The organism is Mesorhizobium sp. B1-1-1, from assembly GCF_006442955.1.
GTDB lineage: Bacteria > Pseudomonadota > Alphaproteobacteria > Rhizobiales > Rhizobiaceae > Mesorhizobium.
Window position 1 is genome coordinate 273,790 of the sequence record NZ_VFWW01000003.1, and the last position, 15,808, is coordinate 289,597.

Sequence of the window (15,808 nt, forward strand, 5' to 3'; positions counted from 1 at the left end):
CTTTGCCGATGAATTGTTCAGCCCGGCCACATTTCGTGCGATGCGTTGAGCGTCTTCATCAGCGGGTGCTCGCGAAGCCTGGCCCACAGGCGTTCGATGTCGGGCCAGGCGGTGCGTGCCTTGCCGCTGTCGGGATGCCAGGCCACCAGCATGGCCAGATAGATATCGGCCACCGACATCGCCTCGCCTGCCAGCCAGTCGCGGCCGCGCAAGGCGGCGTCGATGACGGCAAAGCCGCGGTCCATCTCGGCCACGGCCGCCTGCTTGACGGCCTTGGCGCCGTCGGCGTCGGCCGTGTAGCGCGGCGCGTAGTAGAAACGCAGCACCGCCGGATAGAGGGCGGACGACATGAACGCCATCCAGCGCAGGAAGTCGGCGCGGGCCGGTTCATCGGCCGCCGGCGCCAGTCCGGCCCGCGGATGGCGTTCGGCGAGCAGGATGCAGATGGCCGCCGATTCGGTCAGCGAGCGGCCGTCCGGCAAGGTCAGCACCGGCACCTGGTTCAGCGGGCTAATGTGGAGGAAAGCGGGATCGGGCCGGTCGGATTTCGGTACGTCGATCTGCTCGAACGGCGCCTTGGCCAGCGCCAGGGCCGCCTCGACAACGAAGCCGCCGCTGCCGGGACGGGTGTAGAGCTTGTACATGAGGTCCTCCGCCGGCCCTGCGGGGGCCGGGGGCGATATGAACCGGAAGCAGGGCGCTGCTCAAGCCCGTGGCAGCCGCCACCGCGGGTTTTTTCAGCGGGCCAGGCTAAGCGCCTTTTGTGTTAAGCGCCCGGCAGGGCAGAAGAGAGCGTGTCGGAACTCGACAGGCGACGCGCCGTATCGCTTCGCCCAACGAAGACCCTACGCCCCCAAGCCCTCGAACAGGATGGTCGACAAGTAGCGTTCGGCGAAGGACGGGATGATCACCACCAGGTTCTTGCCCTTGTTCTCCGGCCGCGAGCCGACGACGATCGCCGCCTGCAAAGCGGCGCCCGAGGAGATGCCGACCGGCACGCCTTCCAGCCGGGCGACGAGGCGGGCATTGGCGACCGAATCCTCGTTCGAGACCGTGACGATTTCGTCATAGATGGTGGTGTCGAGGATTTTTGGCGCGAAGCCGGCGCCGATGCCCTGGATCTTGTGCGGGCCAGGCTGGCCGCCCGACAGCACCGGCGAGGTTTCCGGTTCGACCGCGACGACATGCAGCGAAGGCTTGCGCTTCTTCAGCACCTGGCCGACGCCGGTGATGGTGCCGCCGGTGCCGATGCCGGAGACGATGATGTCGACCTCGCCATGGGTGTCGTTCCAGATCTCCTCGGCAGTCGTCGTGCGATGGATCTCGGGATTGGCCGGGTTCTCGAACTGCTGCGGGATGATGGCGTTGGGGATGGTGGCCGCCAGTTCGTCGGCCTTGGCGATGGCGCCCTTCATGCCTTTTGGCCCTTCGGTCAGCACCAGTTCGGCGCCGAGCAGCGCCAGCATCTTGCGGCGCTCGACCGACATGGTCTCGGGCATGGTGAGGATCAGCTTGTAGCCCTTGGCGGCGGCAGCGAAGGCAAGCGCTATGCCGGTATTGCCCGAAGTCGGCTCGATCAGCGTCGTCTTGCCGGGAGCGATCTTGCCCGATGCCTCGAGCGCCTCGATCATCGCCACGCCGATACGGTCCTTGACCGAGGCGATCGGGTTGAAGAATTCGAGCTTGGCAAGGAGATGGGCAACGATGCCCTTCTCCTTGGCGAATTTGTCGAGCCGCACCAGTGGCGTGTCGCCGATCGTATCGGTGATGGAATTGTAGATGCGGCCACGGCCGGGAACACGAGCGGAGGCGGCGAACTTGTTCATTGGTTTGGCTCCCAGAATGTCAGGCGGATGGAACTGATCTCAGACGGATGGCCGCCAAGATAGGCCTTCCACGGACGCAAGATAGACCGTCGCCCGAAAATATCCGAGTGGGGCCCGTGTCTAAAACGCCTCGGCCTCGGAAAAGCGTTCCCGCAAAAGCTAGTCCGGCGGAATGCCTTGGCAAAAATGGCCCTATTGGCGGGCGGCGATCGCCGCCGCCGCGCCGACCATGAAACCGGCCGCGGTGCGGTTCAGCGCCTTCAGGGCGCGCGGCGAGCGCAGGAACCAGCGCGCCTTGGCCGCCAGCGCCAGATAAGGCACCAGCACCACGAACAGGACGAGGACGGTGAGTGCGGCGAGGATGCCGTAGTCGGCCAGCGTGATGGTCTTGAGGTCGACGATGGTCGGCGTGATGGCGAGATAGAAGATCATCGTCTTCGGATTGCCGAGCGTCACCGTCAGGCCGGCGAGGAAGCTCGACGCCAGCCCGCCCTTGCCTTTCCTGGCCTCGACCGTCTCGGGCGTGATGCCGGCGGTCCAGAAGCGCCAGCCGAGGAAGGCGAGATAGGCGACGCCGGCCCATTTGACGGCGAGGAACACCAGGCCGAAGGTCTGCGCGACAAAGGCAAGCCCAAGCACCACGGCGGTGAGATAAAGGAGGTCGCCGAGCATCAGGCCGAAGGACATGGCCAGCGACGAGCGGAAGCCGGAACCGAGCGCGCGCGCCACAAGCGCGGTGACGCCGGGGCCGGGAATGGCCGCGGCCAAGCCGAGGGCGGCGCTGTAGGCGAGGAAGCCGGTGAGGGTCATGGATTGAGCCTTGCGTCCGCGAAACTGCTGGGACGGCGCCTTGTCGCACAGAGTTTCGCGGGCGGGAATTGCCTGGAGCCGGATTTGGTTGCACCAGGCATGCCCCGTGCTCGAGGCCTCCCAGCGGATCAGGACCGGCCGTCGCCGTAGGTCACGCGCCAGATGGTGCCGTTGCCGTCCTCAGTGACGATCAGCGCGCCGTCGCTCGCCACCGCCACGCCGACCGGCCGGCCCCAGACCTCGCCGCCGGAGGTGACGAAGCCGGTCATGAAATCCTCATATTCGCCGGTCGGCTTGCCGTCCTTGAACTTGAGCCGCACCACCTTGTAGCCGGTCCTGTTGCCGCGATTCCACGAACCGTGCAGGGCGACGAAGGCGTCGCCCCTGTATTCGGCCGGAAAACCGGATCCTGCGCGGACATTCCTGCCGTCGTAGAAGGCGATGTTGAGCGGCGCCGAATGCGCCTGCATCAGAATGTCGGGGACGGTGACCTTGCCGGCAAGGTCGGGACGCGCGCCCTTGTGGCGCGGATCCTCATTGTCGCCGATATAGTACCAGGGCCAGCCGTAGAAGGCGCCTTCCTTCACTTCGGTCGCATATTCGAACGGCACGTTGTCGCCGAGCGCGTCGCGCTCGTTGACCACGCACCACAGCGCGCCCGCCGCCGGCTGCATGGCCATGCCCGAACAATTGCGCAGGCCGGTGGCGACGATGCGGCCATTCCTACCGTCCGGGTCGAAAGCCCTGACGTCGGCGCGGCCTTCCTCCGCGCCCCAGGTGGCGCCGAGCGGCTTCGACCTGGCCCAGGCGTCGAGCCCGCCCCGCGGTTTCCTTGCCATGTCCTGGGCGGCGTTCGAGCCGGAGCCGACCGAGAGATACAGCGTCTTGCCGTCCGGCGAGAAGGCGATGTCGCGGGTCCAATGATGAGTGGCCGGAATATCGCGGACGATGGTTTTCGGCTCGCCGGAGGCCTCCAGGTCGCCATCGCGGTAGGGAAAGCGCACGATGCTGTCGCTGTTTGCGACATAGATCCATTGCGGGCTGTCCCCTGGCGGATAGAAGGCGATGCCGTAGGGCCGGTTGAGATTGCGGGCGAAGATGCCGTCCCTGACAGGTTTCGCGCTGCCCTCGCCGAGACGGTAGACGCGGATCTGGTTGGCCTCGCTGTCGGCGACGAACAGGTCGCCGTTGGGCGCGACGCGCACGACGCGCGGATTGTCGATGCCCGAAGCGATCAGTTCCGCCGAAAAGCCCGCCGGCAGCCGCGGCTCGGCGCCTTGCGGCCTTTGCACCGGACCGGCGCTGTTCGAGGCGGATCTGGTGACATAGGGCCTGGGCTGGTCCTGCGGGCTGATCAGCCGGCGCACGCCCGGCTCGTCGGCCCGCCAGTCACCGAATGCGGCCGCGCCCTTCAGAACCGGCTCTGCCTGCTGGGCCAATGCCGTCGCGGCGAAAAGCAAGGCTGCGGGGATCGCCACGGCGCCGGCAAGTCTGATCATCCCAGTCTCCAGCTTCTCGCTTCGCTATGCATGTCGTTGTCCCAAGACCGAGGTCACATGCACCAAGGGAACGGGCGGGCTCGGCAGTCGTTCCGGACGACACGGGGAGTTGAAGGAATTCGGGTCAGGTATCCGCGTCGAGATCGGCGTCGAGGTTCTTTTCCAGTTCGACGAGATCGGCCGGCAGCGGCATGCCCATGGCGCGGATTTCGCGCAGCTTCTCGCGCAATTGCTCCTGCACTTCGCGCACATCCTCAGGCTGGTTGACCATCTCCTCCAGCAGCAGGCTGATCTGGGCCTTGAACGATTCCAGCGCCATCTTTTCTCTCCTCGGCCGTCTGGATCGATCCCAGCTCTCAGCGCAGCATGCGCGATATCAGCTGCGCCGTATAGTCGACCATCGGGACAATGCGGGCATAGTTGAGCCGGGTCGGGCCGATGACTCCGAGCGCGCCGACGACGCGGGCGTCCTTGTCGCGGTAAGGCGCCACGACCAGCGACGAGCCGGAGAGCGAGAAAAGCTTGTTTTCCGAGCCGATGAAGATGCGCACGCCCGGTCCCGCCTCGGCGAGGTCGAGCAGCTGGATCAGCCCGTCCTGCGTCTCCATGTCCTCGAACAGGTGGCGCAGGAGTTCGATGTCGGCCTGGGCGGTGACGTTTTCGAGCAGATTGGCCCGGCCGCGCACGATCAGGCGCGCCGGCAGGCCGCTTTCCGCGCCGGCCCACACCGCCAGCCCTTTCTCCACCAGGTCCTGCGACAGCGTGTCGAGCGCTGCCCTTGTCTCTTCCTTGATACGCTCGACCTCCGCCCGCGCCTCGGCCAGCGTACGGCCGCGAATATGGGCGTTGAGGAAATTCGAGGCCTCGTGCAATTGCGAGACGGTGATGCCGGCCGGCAGATCGATGACCCGGTTCTCGACGTCGCCGTTCTGCGACACCATCACGGTCAGCGCCTTGGTGGGCTCGAGCTGGATGAACTCGATGTGCTTGAGCGCCACCTCGTTCTTGGCGGCCAGCACCAGGCCGGCGCCGCGCGACATGCCCGACAGCATCTGGCTGGCCTCGGTCAGCATGTGTTCCAGCGTGGCGCCCGAGCCGGAGGCTCGCACCTGCGCCTCGATGCTGCGCCGCTCCTCGTCGGAGAGGTCGCCCAGTTCCATGAAGGCGTCGACGAAGAAGCGCAGGCCGGCCTGCGTCGGCAGGCGACCGGCCGAGATGTGCGGCGCGTAGATCAGGCCGAGATGTTCGAGATCGCTCATCACGTTGCGGATGGTGGCGGGCGACAGCGAGGACGGCAGGATGCGCGACAGGCTGCGCGATCCCACGGGCTCGCCGTCCCTCAGATAGGAATCGACGATACGCCGGAAGATGTCGCGCGAACGCATGTCGAGCGCCTGAAGTGCCGGCGCGTGAAGAGCGAGCGACTGCGAAGCGGGATCGACTGCCTTGGTCATTTCGGCCATAACCTCCGGTTCAAGGATATAGACTTCGCGGCGCTGCGCGCAACCCGGTGTCGCGTTGCGCGATCAGCCGGTGTCGCACTTGCGATCACCCCGGTGTCGTGTTGCGCGATCACCCCGGTGTCGCCGCGTTTGCGGCCGCCGGTCCATTTTCCTTTACGCCGTGCCCCGCATGCGTCTAAAAGCCGGCCAAGATTCAAAAAAGCTGACAAGAAAGCAGGCCGAATGCGCCCCTCCAAACGCCAGTTCGACGAAATGCGCGCCATCTCCTTCGAGCGCGGCGTCTCCAAACATGCCGAAGGCTCGTGCCTGGTGAAGTTCGGCGACACGCATGTCTTGTGCACGGCAAGCCTGGAAGAAAAGGTGCCGGGCTGGATGCGCAATTCCGGAAAAGGCTGGGTTACGGCCGAATACGGCATGCTGCCGCGCTCGACCGGCGAGCGCATGCGCCGCGAGGCCTCCGCCGGCAAGCAGGGCGGGCGCACGCTGGAGATCCAGCGGCTGATCGGCCGCTCGCTGCGCGCCGTGGTCGACCTGCAGGCGCTGGGCGAGCAGCAGATCACCGTCGACTGCGACGTCATCCAGGCCGATGGCGGCACCCGCACCGCCTCCATCACCGGCGGCTGGGTGGCGCTCTACGATTGCCTGCGCTGGATGGAAGCGCGGCAGATGGTGAGCGTCGCCAAGGTACTGAAGGACCATGTCGCGGCGATTTCCTGCGGCATCCATGACGGCCAGCCGGTCATCGACCTCGACTATCTCGAGGATTCCTCGGCCGGCACCGACGCCAATTTCGTCATGACCGGCAAGGGCGGCATCGTCGAGATCCAGGGCACGGCCGAGGGCGAGCCCTTTTCGGAAGGGCAGTTCGCCGAGCTGATGGGCCTGGCCAAGAAAGGCATCCAGAGGCTGGTGAGTTTGCAGCAGATGGCGGTGGCGTAGTTTATTCATGCGGAGCCTGGGCACCCCCCTCTGCCCTGCCGGGCATCTCCCCCGCAAGGGGGGAGATCGGCTGTTGTCTCGAGCTTCGCCAGTAATCAGCATAGAATACCATGAGCGGGCGCTCACGCTGCCAATCTCCCCCCTTGCGGGGGAGATGGCCGGCAGGCCAGAGGGGGGTGCCTCGTGATCCCCTCTGCCATTCTTGAATCCGCTCTTTACGTCACCGACCTCGCCGCTGCCGAAGCCTTCTACACCGACATCCTCGGCCTCACTCCTCTCGGCAAGGTCGAGGGCCGCCATCTCTTCTTCCGTTGCGGAGCCGGCGTGCTGCTGATCTTCAACGCCGAGGCGACCAAGGTCCCGCCCGCGCCCGACGCGAGGCTGAAAGTGCCGCCACACGGCACATCGGGCGAAGGCCATCTCTGCTTTGCGGCGACCGCCGATGAAATCAGCCGCTGGAAATCCCATCTGAAGGCGGAGAACATCGCTGTCGAAAGCGAATTCGAATGGCCGCAAGGCGGCCGCTCGCTTTATATCCGCGATCCCTCCGGCAATTCGATCGAATTCGCCGAGCCGAGAATCTGGGGACTTTGATGCATTCTCTCGACGGAAAAAAGATCGTCGTCGCCAGCCACAATGAAGGCAAGCTGCGCGAATTCGCCGATCTGATGGCGCCATTCGGATTCGAGGCGAAATCGGCGAAGGACTATGGCTTGCCCGAACCCGAGGAGACCGGCACAACCTTCGAGGAGAACGCCTATATCAAGGCCTTCGCCGCAGCCAAGGCGACGGGCCTGCCGGCGCTGTCGGACGATTCGGGCCTGTGCGTCGACGCGCTCGACGGCGCGCCCGGCGTCTACACCGCCAACTGGGCCGAAACGCCTGATGGCAGCAGGGATTTCGGCATCGCCATGCAGCGCACCGAAGTGGCGCTGCAGGAAGTCGGCGCCGCCACGCCCGCGCAGCGCACGGGACGCTTCGTCGCCGTCATCTGCCTCGCCTTTCCCGATGGCGAGGCAGAATATTACCGCGGCGAGGCCGAAGGTACGTTGGTCTGGCCGCCGCGCGGCGAGCTCGGATTCGGCTACGACCCGGTGTTCCTGCCCGACGGCTTCGAAAAGACCTTCGGCGAGATGAGTGCCGAGGAAAAACACGGCTGGAAACCCGGCCAGGCTACGGCGCTGTCGCACCGCGCCCGCGCCTTCCAGAAATTCGCCCAAGCCCGATTGGGTCTGGCCCGGTTAGGCTCGGCATGATCAGGCCCGGCGCCACCATGCCGCTCGACCGCAGCCCCGGTTTCGGCGTCTATGTGCATTGGCCGTTCTGCGCGGCCAAATGCCCCTATTGCGACTTCAACAGCCATGTCCGCCACCAGCCGGTCGACCAGGAGCGCTTTGCCGCCGCCTTCGAGGCGGAACTGGCGACGATGCGCCAGCGCACCGGCCCACGCGAGGTGACCAGCATCTTTCTCGGCGGCGGCACGCCGTCGTTGATGAAGCCGGAAACGGTGGCCAGGGTCCTGGACGCCGTGGCGAAGAACTGGACGGTGCCCGACGGCATCGAGGTGACGCTGGAGGCCAATCCCTCCTCGGTCGAAGCCGAACGCTTTCGCGGCTATCGCGCTGCGGGCGTCAACCGGGTCTCGCTCGGCGTGCAGGCGCTGAACGACAAGGATTTGCGCTTCCTTGGCCGGCTGCACAATGTGGACGAGGCGCTGCACGCGATCGGGCTCGCGCGGGAGATATTCCCAAGGCTCTCCTTCGACCTGATCTACGCACGGCCAGGCCAGACGCCGGAGGCCTGGGCATCGGAGCTCGAACAGGCGATCGGCCACGCCGCCGACCATCTGTCGCTCTATCAGCTGACCATCGAGGAAGGCACGCCGTTCCACGCGCTGCACGCGGCGAAGAAATTCATCATCCCCGACAACGACCACGCCGCCGACCTTTATGCGCTGACGCAAGAGGTGACATCAGCCCATGGTTTGCCGGCATATGAGATCTCAAACCACGCCCGGCCGGGTGCCGAAAGCCGGCACAATCTGACCTACTGGCGCTATGGCGAATATGTCGGCGTCGGCCCCGGCGCGCATGGCCGCTTCGTCGAGAACGGCCACCGCGTCGTGACCATCGCGGAGAGGATGCCGGAAACCTGGGCCAATCTGGTCGAGGCCAAGGGCCATGGCGTCACCGGCGGCGAGACCCTGACGCGCTCCGAAGAGGCTGACGAGTTCCTGCTGATGGGACTGAGGCTGGCGGAAGGCATCGACCTGTCGCGTTACGAAGCGTTTTCCGGGCGCGGCCTGTCGAGCGCGCGGCTGTCGGTGCTGCAAGGCGAAGGGCTGGTGGCGCCGATCGGCAACGCCCGCCTGCGCGCCACGCCCGCCGGCATGATCGTGCTCGACGCCGTGGTGGCCGATCTGGCACGGTAGGCGGGGATGCTGCTCCCAATCTCGAAGCCAAGATTACGCTTCTGGAGGCGGCTGTTTCGCGGTATCTGAGTTGAGACCCGACCGGTGAGGCTATCCGAATGAACCTGCCGCTCTCCTGGCAATTCTGGGCGCTGTTGTCGGCGACTTTCGCGGCACTGACGGCGATCTTCGCCAAGGTCGGCATCGAGACCATCAATTCCGATTTCGCCACCCTCATCCGGACAGCCATCATCCTGGTCGTGCTTGCGGCGATCCTCGCCGCCAGCGGCCAATTCCAATCGTGGGCCTCGATCTCCGGGAAGACCTGGCTTTTCCTTAGCCTGTCGGGACTGGCGACCGGAGCCTCGTGGCTCTGCTATTTCCGCGCGCTGAAAATCGGCAATGCGGCGCAGGTGGCGCCCATCGACAAGCTAAGCGTCGTGCTTGTGGCGGTGTTTGGCACGGTCTTTCTCGGCGAGCGGCTCACCGGTGCGAACTGGCTTGGCGTCGCCCTTATCGCGGCGGGCGCGGTGCTGGTCGCTTATCGAGGGTAGTGCTGCGCCGTGGCGGGCGTTCTTGGTTTCGAGACGGGTGATGAAAATATCGAAGCGATTGGGCATCGTCCGGTCAGTGCTCCGTCGTGCTGTCGGGTTCGTTGTCGGGTAGCTTGATCTCTGGTGGCGGGCGGCGCGCGGGCCCCTGCTTGCCGTCCGTGGTGGCGGGCGGCTTCCCGTCTCCTTGCGCGGCAAAGCGCTTGCGGCCTGCATAGTAGGGCTCGAAAGCGTCCTGTATGGTCAGTCTGTCCATCCTGTCCTCCCGGGGGAATCAGGGGCTAAATCTGCGAAAGACGGTTTCGTTCCCTACTGTGGCGAAGGAATGGCGCTCGCCTTGCATTACAGCGGCTTTTGCAACCCGGCGCGGGCCGTGCCAAACAGGGCGGATGATTTCGGAACGTCCTTCGCGGCTCCATCTGGACGCGGGCGCGCCGCTGACGGAGAAGGCACCGGTGACTGGCGAGACGGGAAAGCGCAGCTATGTGATCGGGCAGACCGAGATCGCGGCCCGGCCGCTCGAACCCGCGCTCTATCTGGTGGCGACGCCGATCGGCAATCTCGCCGACATCACGCTGCGCGCGCTTGAGACGCTGGCCGCCGCCGACATGGTCGCCTGCGAGGACACGCGCGTGTCGCGCGTGCTGCTCGACCGCTACGGCATCCGCCGCCGCACCACGGCCTATCACGAGCACAATGCCGGCGAGGCCGGGCCAAAATTGATAGCGGCGCTCCAGTCGGGGCAGAGCGTGGCGCTGATCTCGGATGCCGGCACGCCGCTGGTTTCCGATCCCGGCTACCGGCTGGTCGGCGAGGCGCTCGACCAGGGCATTCGCGTCGTGCCCATCCCCGGTCCGTCCGCGCCGCTTGCCGCGCTCACCGCATCCGGCTTGCCTTCGGATGCCTTCCTGTTCTCCGGCTTCCTGCCGGTCAAGGCGGGGCAGCGGCTGGCGCGGCTGGACGCGCTTAAAGCGGTGCCGGCGACGCTGATCTTCTTCGAATCGCCGCGCCGGCTGGCCGAGTCTCTCGGCGCGATGGCCGAAGCGCTTGGCGGCGAGCGCAAGGCAGCGATCGGCAGGGAATTGACCAAGACCTTCGAGGAGATGCGCACCGGCACGCTGCGGGCGCTGGCCGACCACTATGCGGCGGCCGATACGCCGAAGGGCGAGATCGTGGTGTGCGTCGGTCCGGCCGAGGCCAGGGCGGACGAGCCGGCCGATATCGACCGGATGCTGTTGTCGCTCGCCGCCGAAATGCCGGCTTCGAAGGCGGCGGCGGAAGCGGCGAAGATGACCGGCGGCCAGAAGCAGGCGCTTTACCGGCGGCTGCTGGAACTCAGGGATGCCTCTGGAGAGGACCGTGGCTAGGCTCCCGAGCGTCAGCCGTCAAAAGGCCTACCGGCGCGGCCATCGCGGCGAATGGCTGGCGGCGGCGGCGCTGGTGCTGAAAGGCTACCGGATCCTGGCGCGCCGCCATCGCACCCGTTTCGGCGAGATCGACCTGATCGCGCGGCGCGGCGACCTGGTGCTGTTCGTCGAGGTCAAGGCGCGCCGCACGCTGATGGAAGCGATGGAGGCGATCGCCCATGAATCGGAGCGCCGCATCGAAGGCGCCGCCGACATCTGGCTGTCGCGCCAGCCGGATTACGGCAGGCTGTCGATGCGGTTCGACATGATCGCCGTGCTGCCATGGCGCTGGCCGGTGCATGTCCCGAACGCGTTTTACGGGCGCAATTGAGGGCTGCGTCGCTCGGGTTCAGTGTTCGACGGGCCATTCGCCCGCGCCAAGTGCCGCGATCGCCGCGATTATGCGCCGGAACGCCTCGGCGGCAGCCGGCACGGTGGTGCGGGCGCGCAGGAAACTGTGCACGAGGCGCTTCTCCTCGTGCCAGCTCGCTTTGCCGCCGGCGGCCAGGATGCGGTCGCGATAGGCCTCGCCGTCCGACGACAGCGGGTCGCATTCGGCGGTAACGACAATGGTGGGCGGCAGGCCGGAGAAGTCGGCGGCGCGCAGCGGCGAGAAGGTCGGATCGTCCGGCGCCTGTCTCTTGGCCGAGCGGACGTGGCGGTAGAAAGCGACGTCGCCGGTCGACAGAAGCGGCGCCTCGGCATGCTCGATGTAGGAGCGGGCAGTCTCGTCGCCGCCGAGGCCGGGATAGATCAGCACCTGGCCGGTCGGCCTCTTCGCGCGAGCGCGCGTCGCGTGACTGACCGCCGCCGCCAGATTGCCGCCGGCGCTCTCGCCGGACAGCAGCAGTGGCCCGTTCGCTCTAGCCGCCGCCCATTCGAAGGCGGCCAGAGCGTCGTCGAAGGCGGCGGGGTGGAGATGTTCGGGCGCCAGCCGATAGTCGACCGAGAGCACGGCAAAGCCGGTGCCGGCGCAGATCTCGGCGCAGATGTCGTCATGGCTGTCGAGCCCGCCCAGGATGAAGCCGCCGCCATGGTAATAAAGCACCGTGGCCCGCGCGGCCGTGCCTGCCATCCCGTAGTGCCGCACCGCGATGTTCCGGCCGGGGGCGGCGATGAGGTCGTCGCTCGCCGTCACCCCCGGCGGATAGGGCTGGCGAAGCGCCCGGCACATCCTGTCATAGATCGCACGCTGCTTGGCGATCGGCAGGTCGATCGTCTCGGGCGGATACCAGGCGTTGATGCCGTCTATATAGGCCCACAGCGCAGGGTCGAGCCGCGTCGCGTATTTGCCGCGACCGGTCATTTCAGTGCTGCCCACGGTTTCGGAAGGCATTGCCTCAAAGCTCGCTGTAAAGCCTGGCCGCGTTTTCAAAGCTGAAGCGCAGCGGCACCGAGCCCTCGACCTGCCAGACGGCGACGCTCTCGCCAGCCAGCAGCAGGCAGGCGCCGTCGGTGTCGGTGACGGCGCCGCCATAGAGCCGGTTGGCGAGGTTGAGGATTGCGGTCTGGTGCATGGCGGCACTGCCGCTGCCGCAGGCGTCCTTGACCAGCAGCACGCGAAAGCCGCGCGCCACGGCGTCCTTCACGGTGGCATCGATGCAGGCCTCGGTCCACACGCCCGATATGACCAGCCATTCGATGCCGGAAGTCTTGAGCCGATCGGCCGCCGGCCCCGCCCGGAAGGCGCTGGCCTCGGCCTTGATCAGCAGCGTCTCCCCCTGGGCCGGCGCCACCTCACGGCAGATCTCGGTCAGCGGATCGCTCTTGTCGGAGAAGGCCGACTTGCCGTCGGCTCCAACGGGATGAAAGGGCCGCTCCTGCTTGTCGAGATCTACGATATAGGCCCAGTGATGGAGCGGCACATTGTTCTGCCGCGCCGCCGCTTGCAGGCGCTGGACGTTGGCGAGGATCGTTTCAAAACCCTCGACCAGGTAGCGCGGGTCCTGCCGGTGCTCTTCCTGCAGGTCGATGAAGACAGCGGCCACGGTGCCGCGCTTGAGGGAGATGGGGCTTTTCATACGGATGCGCCTGGGATCCAAGATACTTCCAAACGCTGGAGGGACAGAGGGGGGCGCCAAGGAATGAGGCGCTCGTTCTTCAGCTGCGGTACGTCAACTAAACCGGCCGCTGGCATCAAACCTGCTTCTCCAGAAACTCATCCTCATAGGGAAAGCGCGACAGGAGCTCGGTGCCGGTCTCGGTGACCAGGATTTCGTCCTCCAGCTTGACGCCCTCGCGGCCGCCCTTCTCGCCAATATAGCTTTCCACGCTCACCACCATGCCTGGCACGATATGGCCGTCGCGACCATAGGTTTCGTAGTCCATGGCGTGCGCGATGAAGGGCGTCTCGCCATGCATGCCGACGCCGTGCATGACCGAGGTGTAGCGCTGGTCGACGAAGCGGTCGGGGATCTTCCACGCCTTTTCGGCGATCTCGCGGAAAGCCATGCCCGGCTTCACGATCGAGATATTGTGCTGAACCTGGTCGTGCGCCATGCGGTAGAGCGATTTCTGATAGGGGGTCGGCTTGCCGGGCCCACAGCGGAAGGTGCGCGAGAAATCCGAATAATAGCCATAGCAGCCGATCGTGTCGGTATCGAGCGCCAACAACTCGCCCGGCCGGATTTTTCGCCCGCTCGCCTCGTTGAACCAGGGATTGGTGCGCTGGCCCGACGTCAAGAGCCGCGTCTCGATGAACTCGCCGCCCTGGCGGATGACCTCGCCATACATGATGGCGAACAGCTCGTTCTCGGAAACGCCGGGCTTGATCGCCTCGCGCACCGCATAGACGGCGGCTTCCGCGCCGGCCATCGACACCTGCAGGCATTTCACTTCCTCCGGGGTCTTGACCGCGCGCACCGCCAGGATCTCGCCCTGGCAGTCGCGGACGTCGCAGCCGCGCTTCTCCAGCGCCAGCGCCTGCAGATGGCTGCAACGGTCGAGCCCGAGTTTCATCGAGCCGCCGCCATGCTGCTTCAGGAGTTCGGCGATCTCGTCGGCGAAGGGACCGGCGGTCTCGTCGTCGCGGCCCGATACCGACGACCAGACGAGCTTGGAAGGACGCGCCTCGTCGATCGTGTCGAGCACCATCGAGACATGGTAGCTCTGCGGATATTCGAACAGCACGATCGGCCCTTCGGTCGGAATGAAGAAATAACGGGTCGAGTTGCGCAGAAAATAGCCGAACATGTTGCGCGAGCCGGTGGCGTAGCGCTGGTTATAGGGATCGAACAGCACCACGCCGCCATAGCCGGCGTCACGCATCCAGCCGCGCAGCTTGGCCAGCCGGCCTTTACGAAGGGCGTCGGCATCGATGAAAGACGGCTCGGTGTCGGACAGCCACATGCCGCCCGCCGGATCGGCCGCCGCGGGGTGGCGCATGCGGTCCTGGAAGTCAACGTCTTCAGTGCTGTCAGGGTCGAATACGACGATGCTCATGGGGGCTGACCTTGGGTGGTTTGCAAGATCAGACCATGGCGCAGGCGGTAACGAGGGATTGTGCGGAAAACCGCGCTTGTTGTGCGAGATGCCGCTGGGTACCAAGAGATGCAGGTGCCAAGCGCCCCCCTCTGCCCTGCCGGGCATCTCCCCCTCAAGTGGGGAGATTGGCAGCTTTGACCTCGTCGCTTCTTCGGTGAAAATTGGCGAAAGCTGTTGTGACGTTCGATCTCCCCCCTTGAGGGACCCTCGTATGGGAGATGGCCGGCAGGACAGAGGGGGGCGACGTCTCTCAGCGCCAGCAAGACCTCTAATGCCGTCGCGCCAGCTTCGGAGGATGGCCGTGCTCCTCGCGAAAGGCGCGCGCGAAGCTCGACATCGAGGCAAAGCCGCAGGCGAGCGCCACGTCGCGCACGGCGAGCGTCGAGTGCGCCAGGAGATCGGCGGCGCGTTTCAGCCTGAGCCGCCGATAGTAGCCATTGGGCGAGATGGCGAGTTCGGAGCGGAAGGAGCGTTCGAGCTTATCGGAGGAGACGCCGAGCCTGGCCGTCAGCTCCGCCATGCCGAGCCGCTCCTCGACCGCGTCCTCCATGATGGCGATGGCCGACAGCACCAGCTCGTTCCGCACGCCGGTACGGAGGCGCAGCGGCATCAGCTTGCGGTCGACGCTGGAGCGCAGCTGGCTGTGCACGAACCATTCGGCGACGCCGGCCGCAAGCTCGGCGCCGTAGTCGCGGGTGATGATCTCCAGCATCATGTCGAGGCTGCCGACGCCGCCCGCCGAGGTGAAACGCTTGCGGTCGATGACATAGAGGTCGCGCCTCAGCTCGACATTGGGAAAGGCCTCGGTGAAGGCCGCCTGGCTGGTCCAGTGCAAGGTGCAGGCATGGCCGTCGAGCAGGCCGGCGCGGGCGAGGAAGAAGGCGGCGTCCGCCACCGCGCCGATATGGGCGCCACTGCGCAAGCTGCGGCGGATCCAGCTTGCCGCATCCTCGGCGACGAGATGATCGGCATCGCCGCCTGAGCAGACGACGATGCGGTCGACCTTCGGCGCATCCCCGGCATAGAAGCGCGGCTGGATGACGACGCCGTTCGAGGCCTCGACCGCGCCCTGGGTAGCGCCGACGATGATCCAGCGATAGTATTCCCGCTTCGCCAGCACATTGGTCGCGCGCAGCGGCTCGATGACCGAGCTGAACGCCATCATCGGAAAGCCGGGGAAGACCAGCACCGCGAAAGTGAGGGGAGCGTCTGGAGATGTGTCGCGCGTGGCCATAGGCTCTACATCTCGGGCAGATGGGATTTGGGGTCAACGGGGTTGTGGCTGGCTTTCTGCGAAGTTGGCGCTGCCCCTCATCCGCCTGCCGGCACCTTCTCTCCGTATAGTGACGGGGAGAAGGGAGATACCGCAACCCCGGCTCCCTCTTGCCGCCGTTGGCGCAAATCGAGACACAGCGCCCCTC

The 15,808-nt window shown here is 66.1% G+C and carries 18 protein-coding genes; 7 read left to right on the plus strand and 11 right to left on the minus strand.

What is annotated here, in order from left to right:
* Positions 1-17: 17 nt before the first annotated feature.
* The 6 genes from FJ986_RS06925 to hrcA all read right to left on the minus strand — a co-directional run bounded on the left by FJ986_RS06925 (position 18) and on the right by hrcA (position 5,589).
* Positions 18-644, minus strand: a complete 627-nt coding sequence (locus FJ986_RS06925; RefSeq protein ID WP_140491802.1) for a glutathione S-transferase family protein — start codon at positions 642-644, stop codon at positions 18-20.
* 201 nt (positions 645-845) lie between these two features.
* Positions 846-1,826, minus strand: coding sequence for a cysteine synthase A (cysK, locus tag FJ986_RS06930; RefSeq protein ID WP_140514132.1), 981 nt, complete (start codon positions 1,824-1,826; stop codon positions 846-848).
* 192 nt (positions 1,827-2,018) lie between these two features.
* A complete protein-coding gene (locus tag FJ986_RS06935; protein ID WP_140673815.1) occupies positions 2,019-2,636 on the minus strand; it encodes a LysE family translocator in 618 nt (205 codons plus the stop codon).
* Between the two features lie 128 nt (positions 2,637-2,764).
* Positions 2,765-4,135, minus strand: coding sequence for a sorbosone dehydrogenase family protein (locus tag FJ986_RS06940; RefSeq protein ID WP_140673817.1), 1,371 nt, complete (start codon positions 4,133-4,135; stop codon positions 2,765-2,767).
* 124 nt (positions 4,136-4,259) lie between these two features.
* Positions 4,260-4,454: a hypothetical protein gene (locus tag FJ986_RS06945; protein ID WP_140524420.1), complete on the minus strand. Its 195-nt coding sequence runs from the start codon at positions 4,452-4,454 to the stop codon at positions 4,260-4,262.
* A 37-nt stretch (positions 4,455-4,491) separates the two neighbouring features.
* Positions 4,492-5,589 carry a heat-inducible transcriptional repressor HrcA gene (hrcA, locus tag FJ986_RS06950; protein WP_140514128.1) on the minus strand — a complete coding sequence of 366 codons (1,098 nt, stop codon included), beginning with the start codon at positions 5,587-5,589 and terminating at the stop codon, positions 4,492-4,494.
* A 231-nt stretch (positions 5,590-5,820) separates the two neighbouring features.
* Between hrcA and rph the strand changes: the two genes are divergently transcribed.
* The 5 genes from rph (at position 5,821) to FJ986_RS06980 (ending at position 9,501) form a co-directional block, all read left to right on the plus strand.
* Positions 5,821-6,537, plus strand: coding sequence for a ribonuclease PH (rph, locus tag FJ986_RS06955; RefSeq protein WP_140491814.1), 717 nt, complete (start codon positions 5,821-5,823; stop codon positions 6,535-6,537).
* Positions 6,538-6,720: 183 nt separating this feature from the next.
* Positions 6,721-7,131, plus strand: a complete 411-nt coding sequence (locus FJ986_RS06965) for a VOC family protein (RefSeq protein ID WP_140673821.1) — start codon at positions 6,721-6,723, stop codon at positions 7,129-7,131.
* Entirely contained in the window at positions 7,131-7,793 is a 663-nt protein-coding gene (gene rdgB / locus FJ986_RS06970) for an RdgB/HAM1 family non-canonical purine NTP pyrophosphatase (RefSeq protein WP_140491821.1), read from the plus strand. The genes FJ986_RS06965 and rdgB overlap by 1 nt, the downstream gene beginning before the upstream one ends.
* Positions 7,790-8,968, plus strand: a complete 1,179-nt coding sequence (gene hemW, locus FJ986_RS06975) for a radical SAM family heme chaperone HemW (RefSeq protein ID WP_140491825.1) — start codon at positions 7,790-7,792, stop codon at positions 8,966-8,968. Before rdgB ends, hemW begins: the two co-directional genes overlap by 4 nt.
* Before the next feature lie 98 nt (positions 8,969-9,066).
* Entirely contained in the window at positions 9,067-9,501 is a 435-nt protein-coding gene (locus FJ986_RS06980) for an EamA family transporter (protein ID WP_140554723.1), read from the plus strand.
* Between the two features lie 73 nt (positions 9,502-9,574).
* Here FJ986_RS06980 and FJ986_RS06985 read toward each other — a convergent pair whose 3' ends face one another.
* Entirely contained in the window at positions 9,575-9,754 is a 180-nt protein-coding gene (locus FJ986_RS06985; RefSeq protein ID WP_140491829.1) for a hypothetical protein, read from the minus strand.
* A gap of 199 nt (positions 9,755-9,953) precedes the next feature.
* On the opposite strand from FJ986_RS06985, the gene rsmI reads away from it, so the two are divergent.
* Together rsmI and FJ986_RS06995 are read left to right on the plus strand one after the other, a co-directional pair.
* Positions 9,954-10,865, plus strand: a complete 912-nt coding sequence (gene rsmI, locus FJ986_RS06990) for a 16S rRNA (cytidine(1402)-2'-O)-methyltransferase (RefSeq protein ID WP_140563839.1) — start codon at positions 9,954-9,956, stop codon at positions 10,863-10,865.
* Positions 10,858-11,235 (plus strand): YraN family protein, encoded by a 378-nt coding sequence (locus FJ986_RS06995; protein ID WP_181165189.1) that lies wholly within the window; start codon positions 10,858-10,860, stop codon positions 11,233-11,235. Before rsmI ends, FJ986_RS06995 begins: the two co-directional genes overlap by 8 nt.
* A gap of 18 nt (positions 11,236-11,253) precedes the next feature.
* Here FJ986_RS06995 and FJ986_RS07000 read toward each other — a convergent pair whose 3' ends face one another.
* The 4 genes from FJ986_RS07000 to FJ986_RS07015 form a co-directional block, all read right to left on the minus strand.
* A complete protein-coding gene (locus FJ986_RS07000; protein ID WP_140514119.1) occupies positions 11,254-12,210 on the minus strand; it encodes an alpha/beta hydrolase in 957 nt (318 codons plus the stop codon).
* Positions 12,211-12,244: 34 nt separating this feature from the next.
* The gene (locus tag FJ986_RS07005; RefSeq protein ID WP_140554724.1) at positions 12,245-12,925 is read right to left on the minus strand and encodes an isochorismatase family protein; all 681 of its coding nucleotides are present in this window, start codon (positions 12,923-12,925) and stop codon (positions 12,245-12,247) included.
* 115 nt (positions 12,926-13,040) lie between these two features.
* Positions 13,041-14,345 carry a Xaa-Pro peptidase family protein gene (locus FJ986_RS07010; protein WP_140673823.1) on the minus strand — a complete coding sequence of 435 codons (1,305 nt, stop codon included), beginning with the start codon at positions 14,343-14,345 and terminating at the stop codon, positions 13,041-13,043.
* Between the two features lie 310 nt (positions 14,346-14,655).
* Positions 14,656-15,621, minus strand: a complete 966-nt coding sequence (locus FJ986_RS07015) for a GlxA family transcriptional regulator (RefSeq protein ID WP_140673825.1) — start codon at positions 15,619-15,621, stop codon at positions 14,656-14,658.
* Positions 15,622-15,808: the final 187 nt, after the last annotated feature.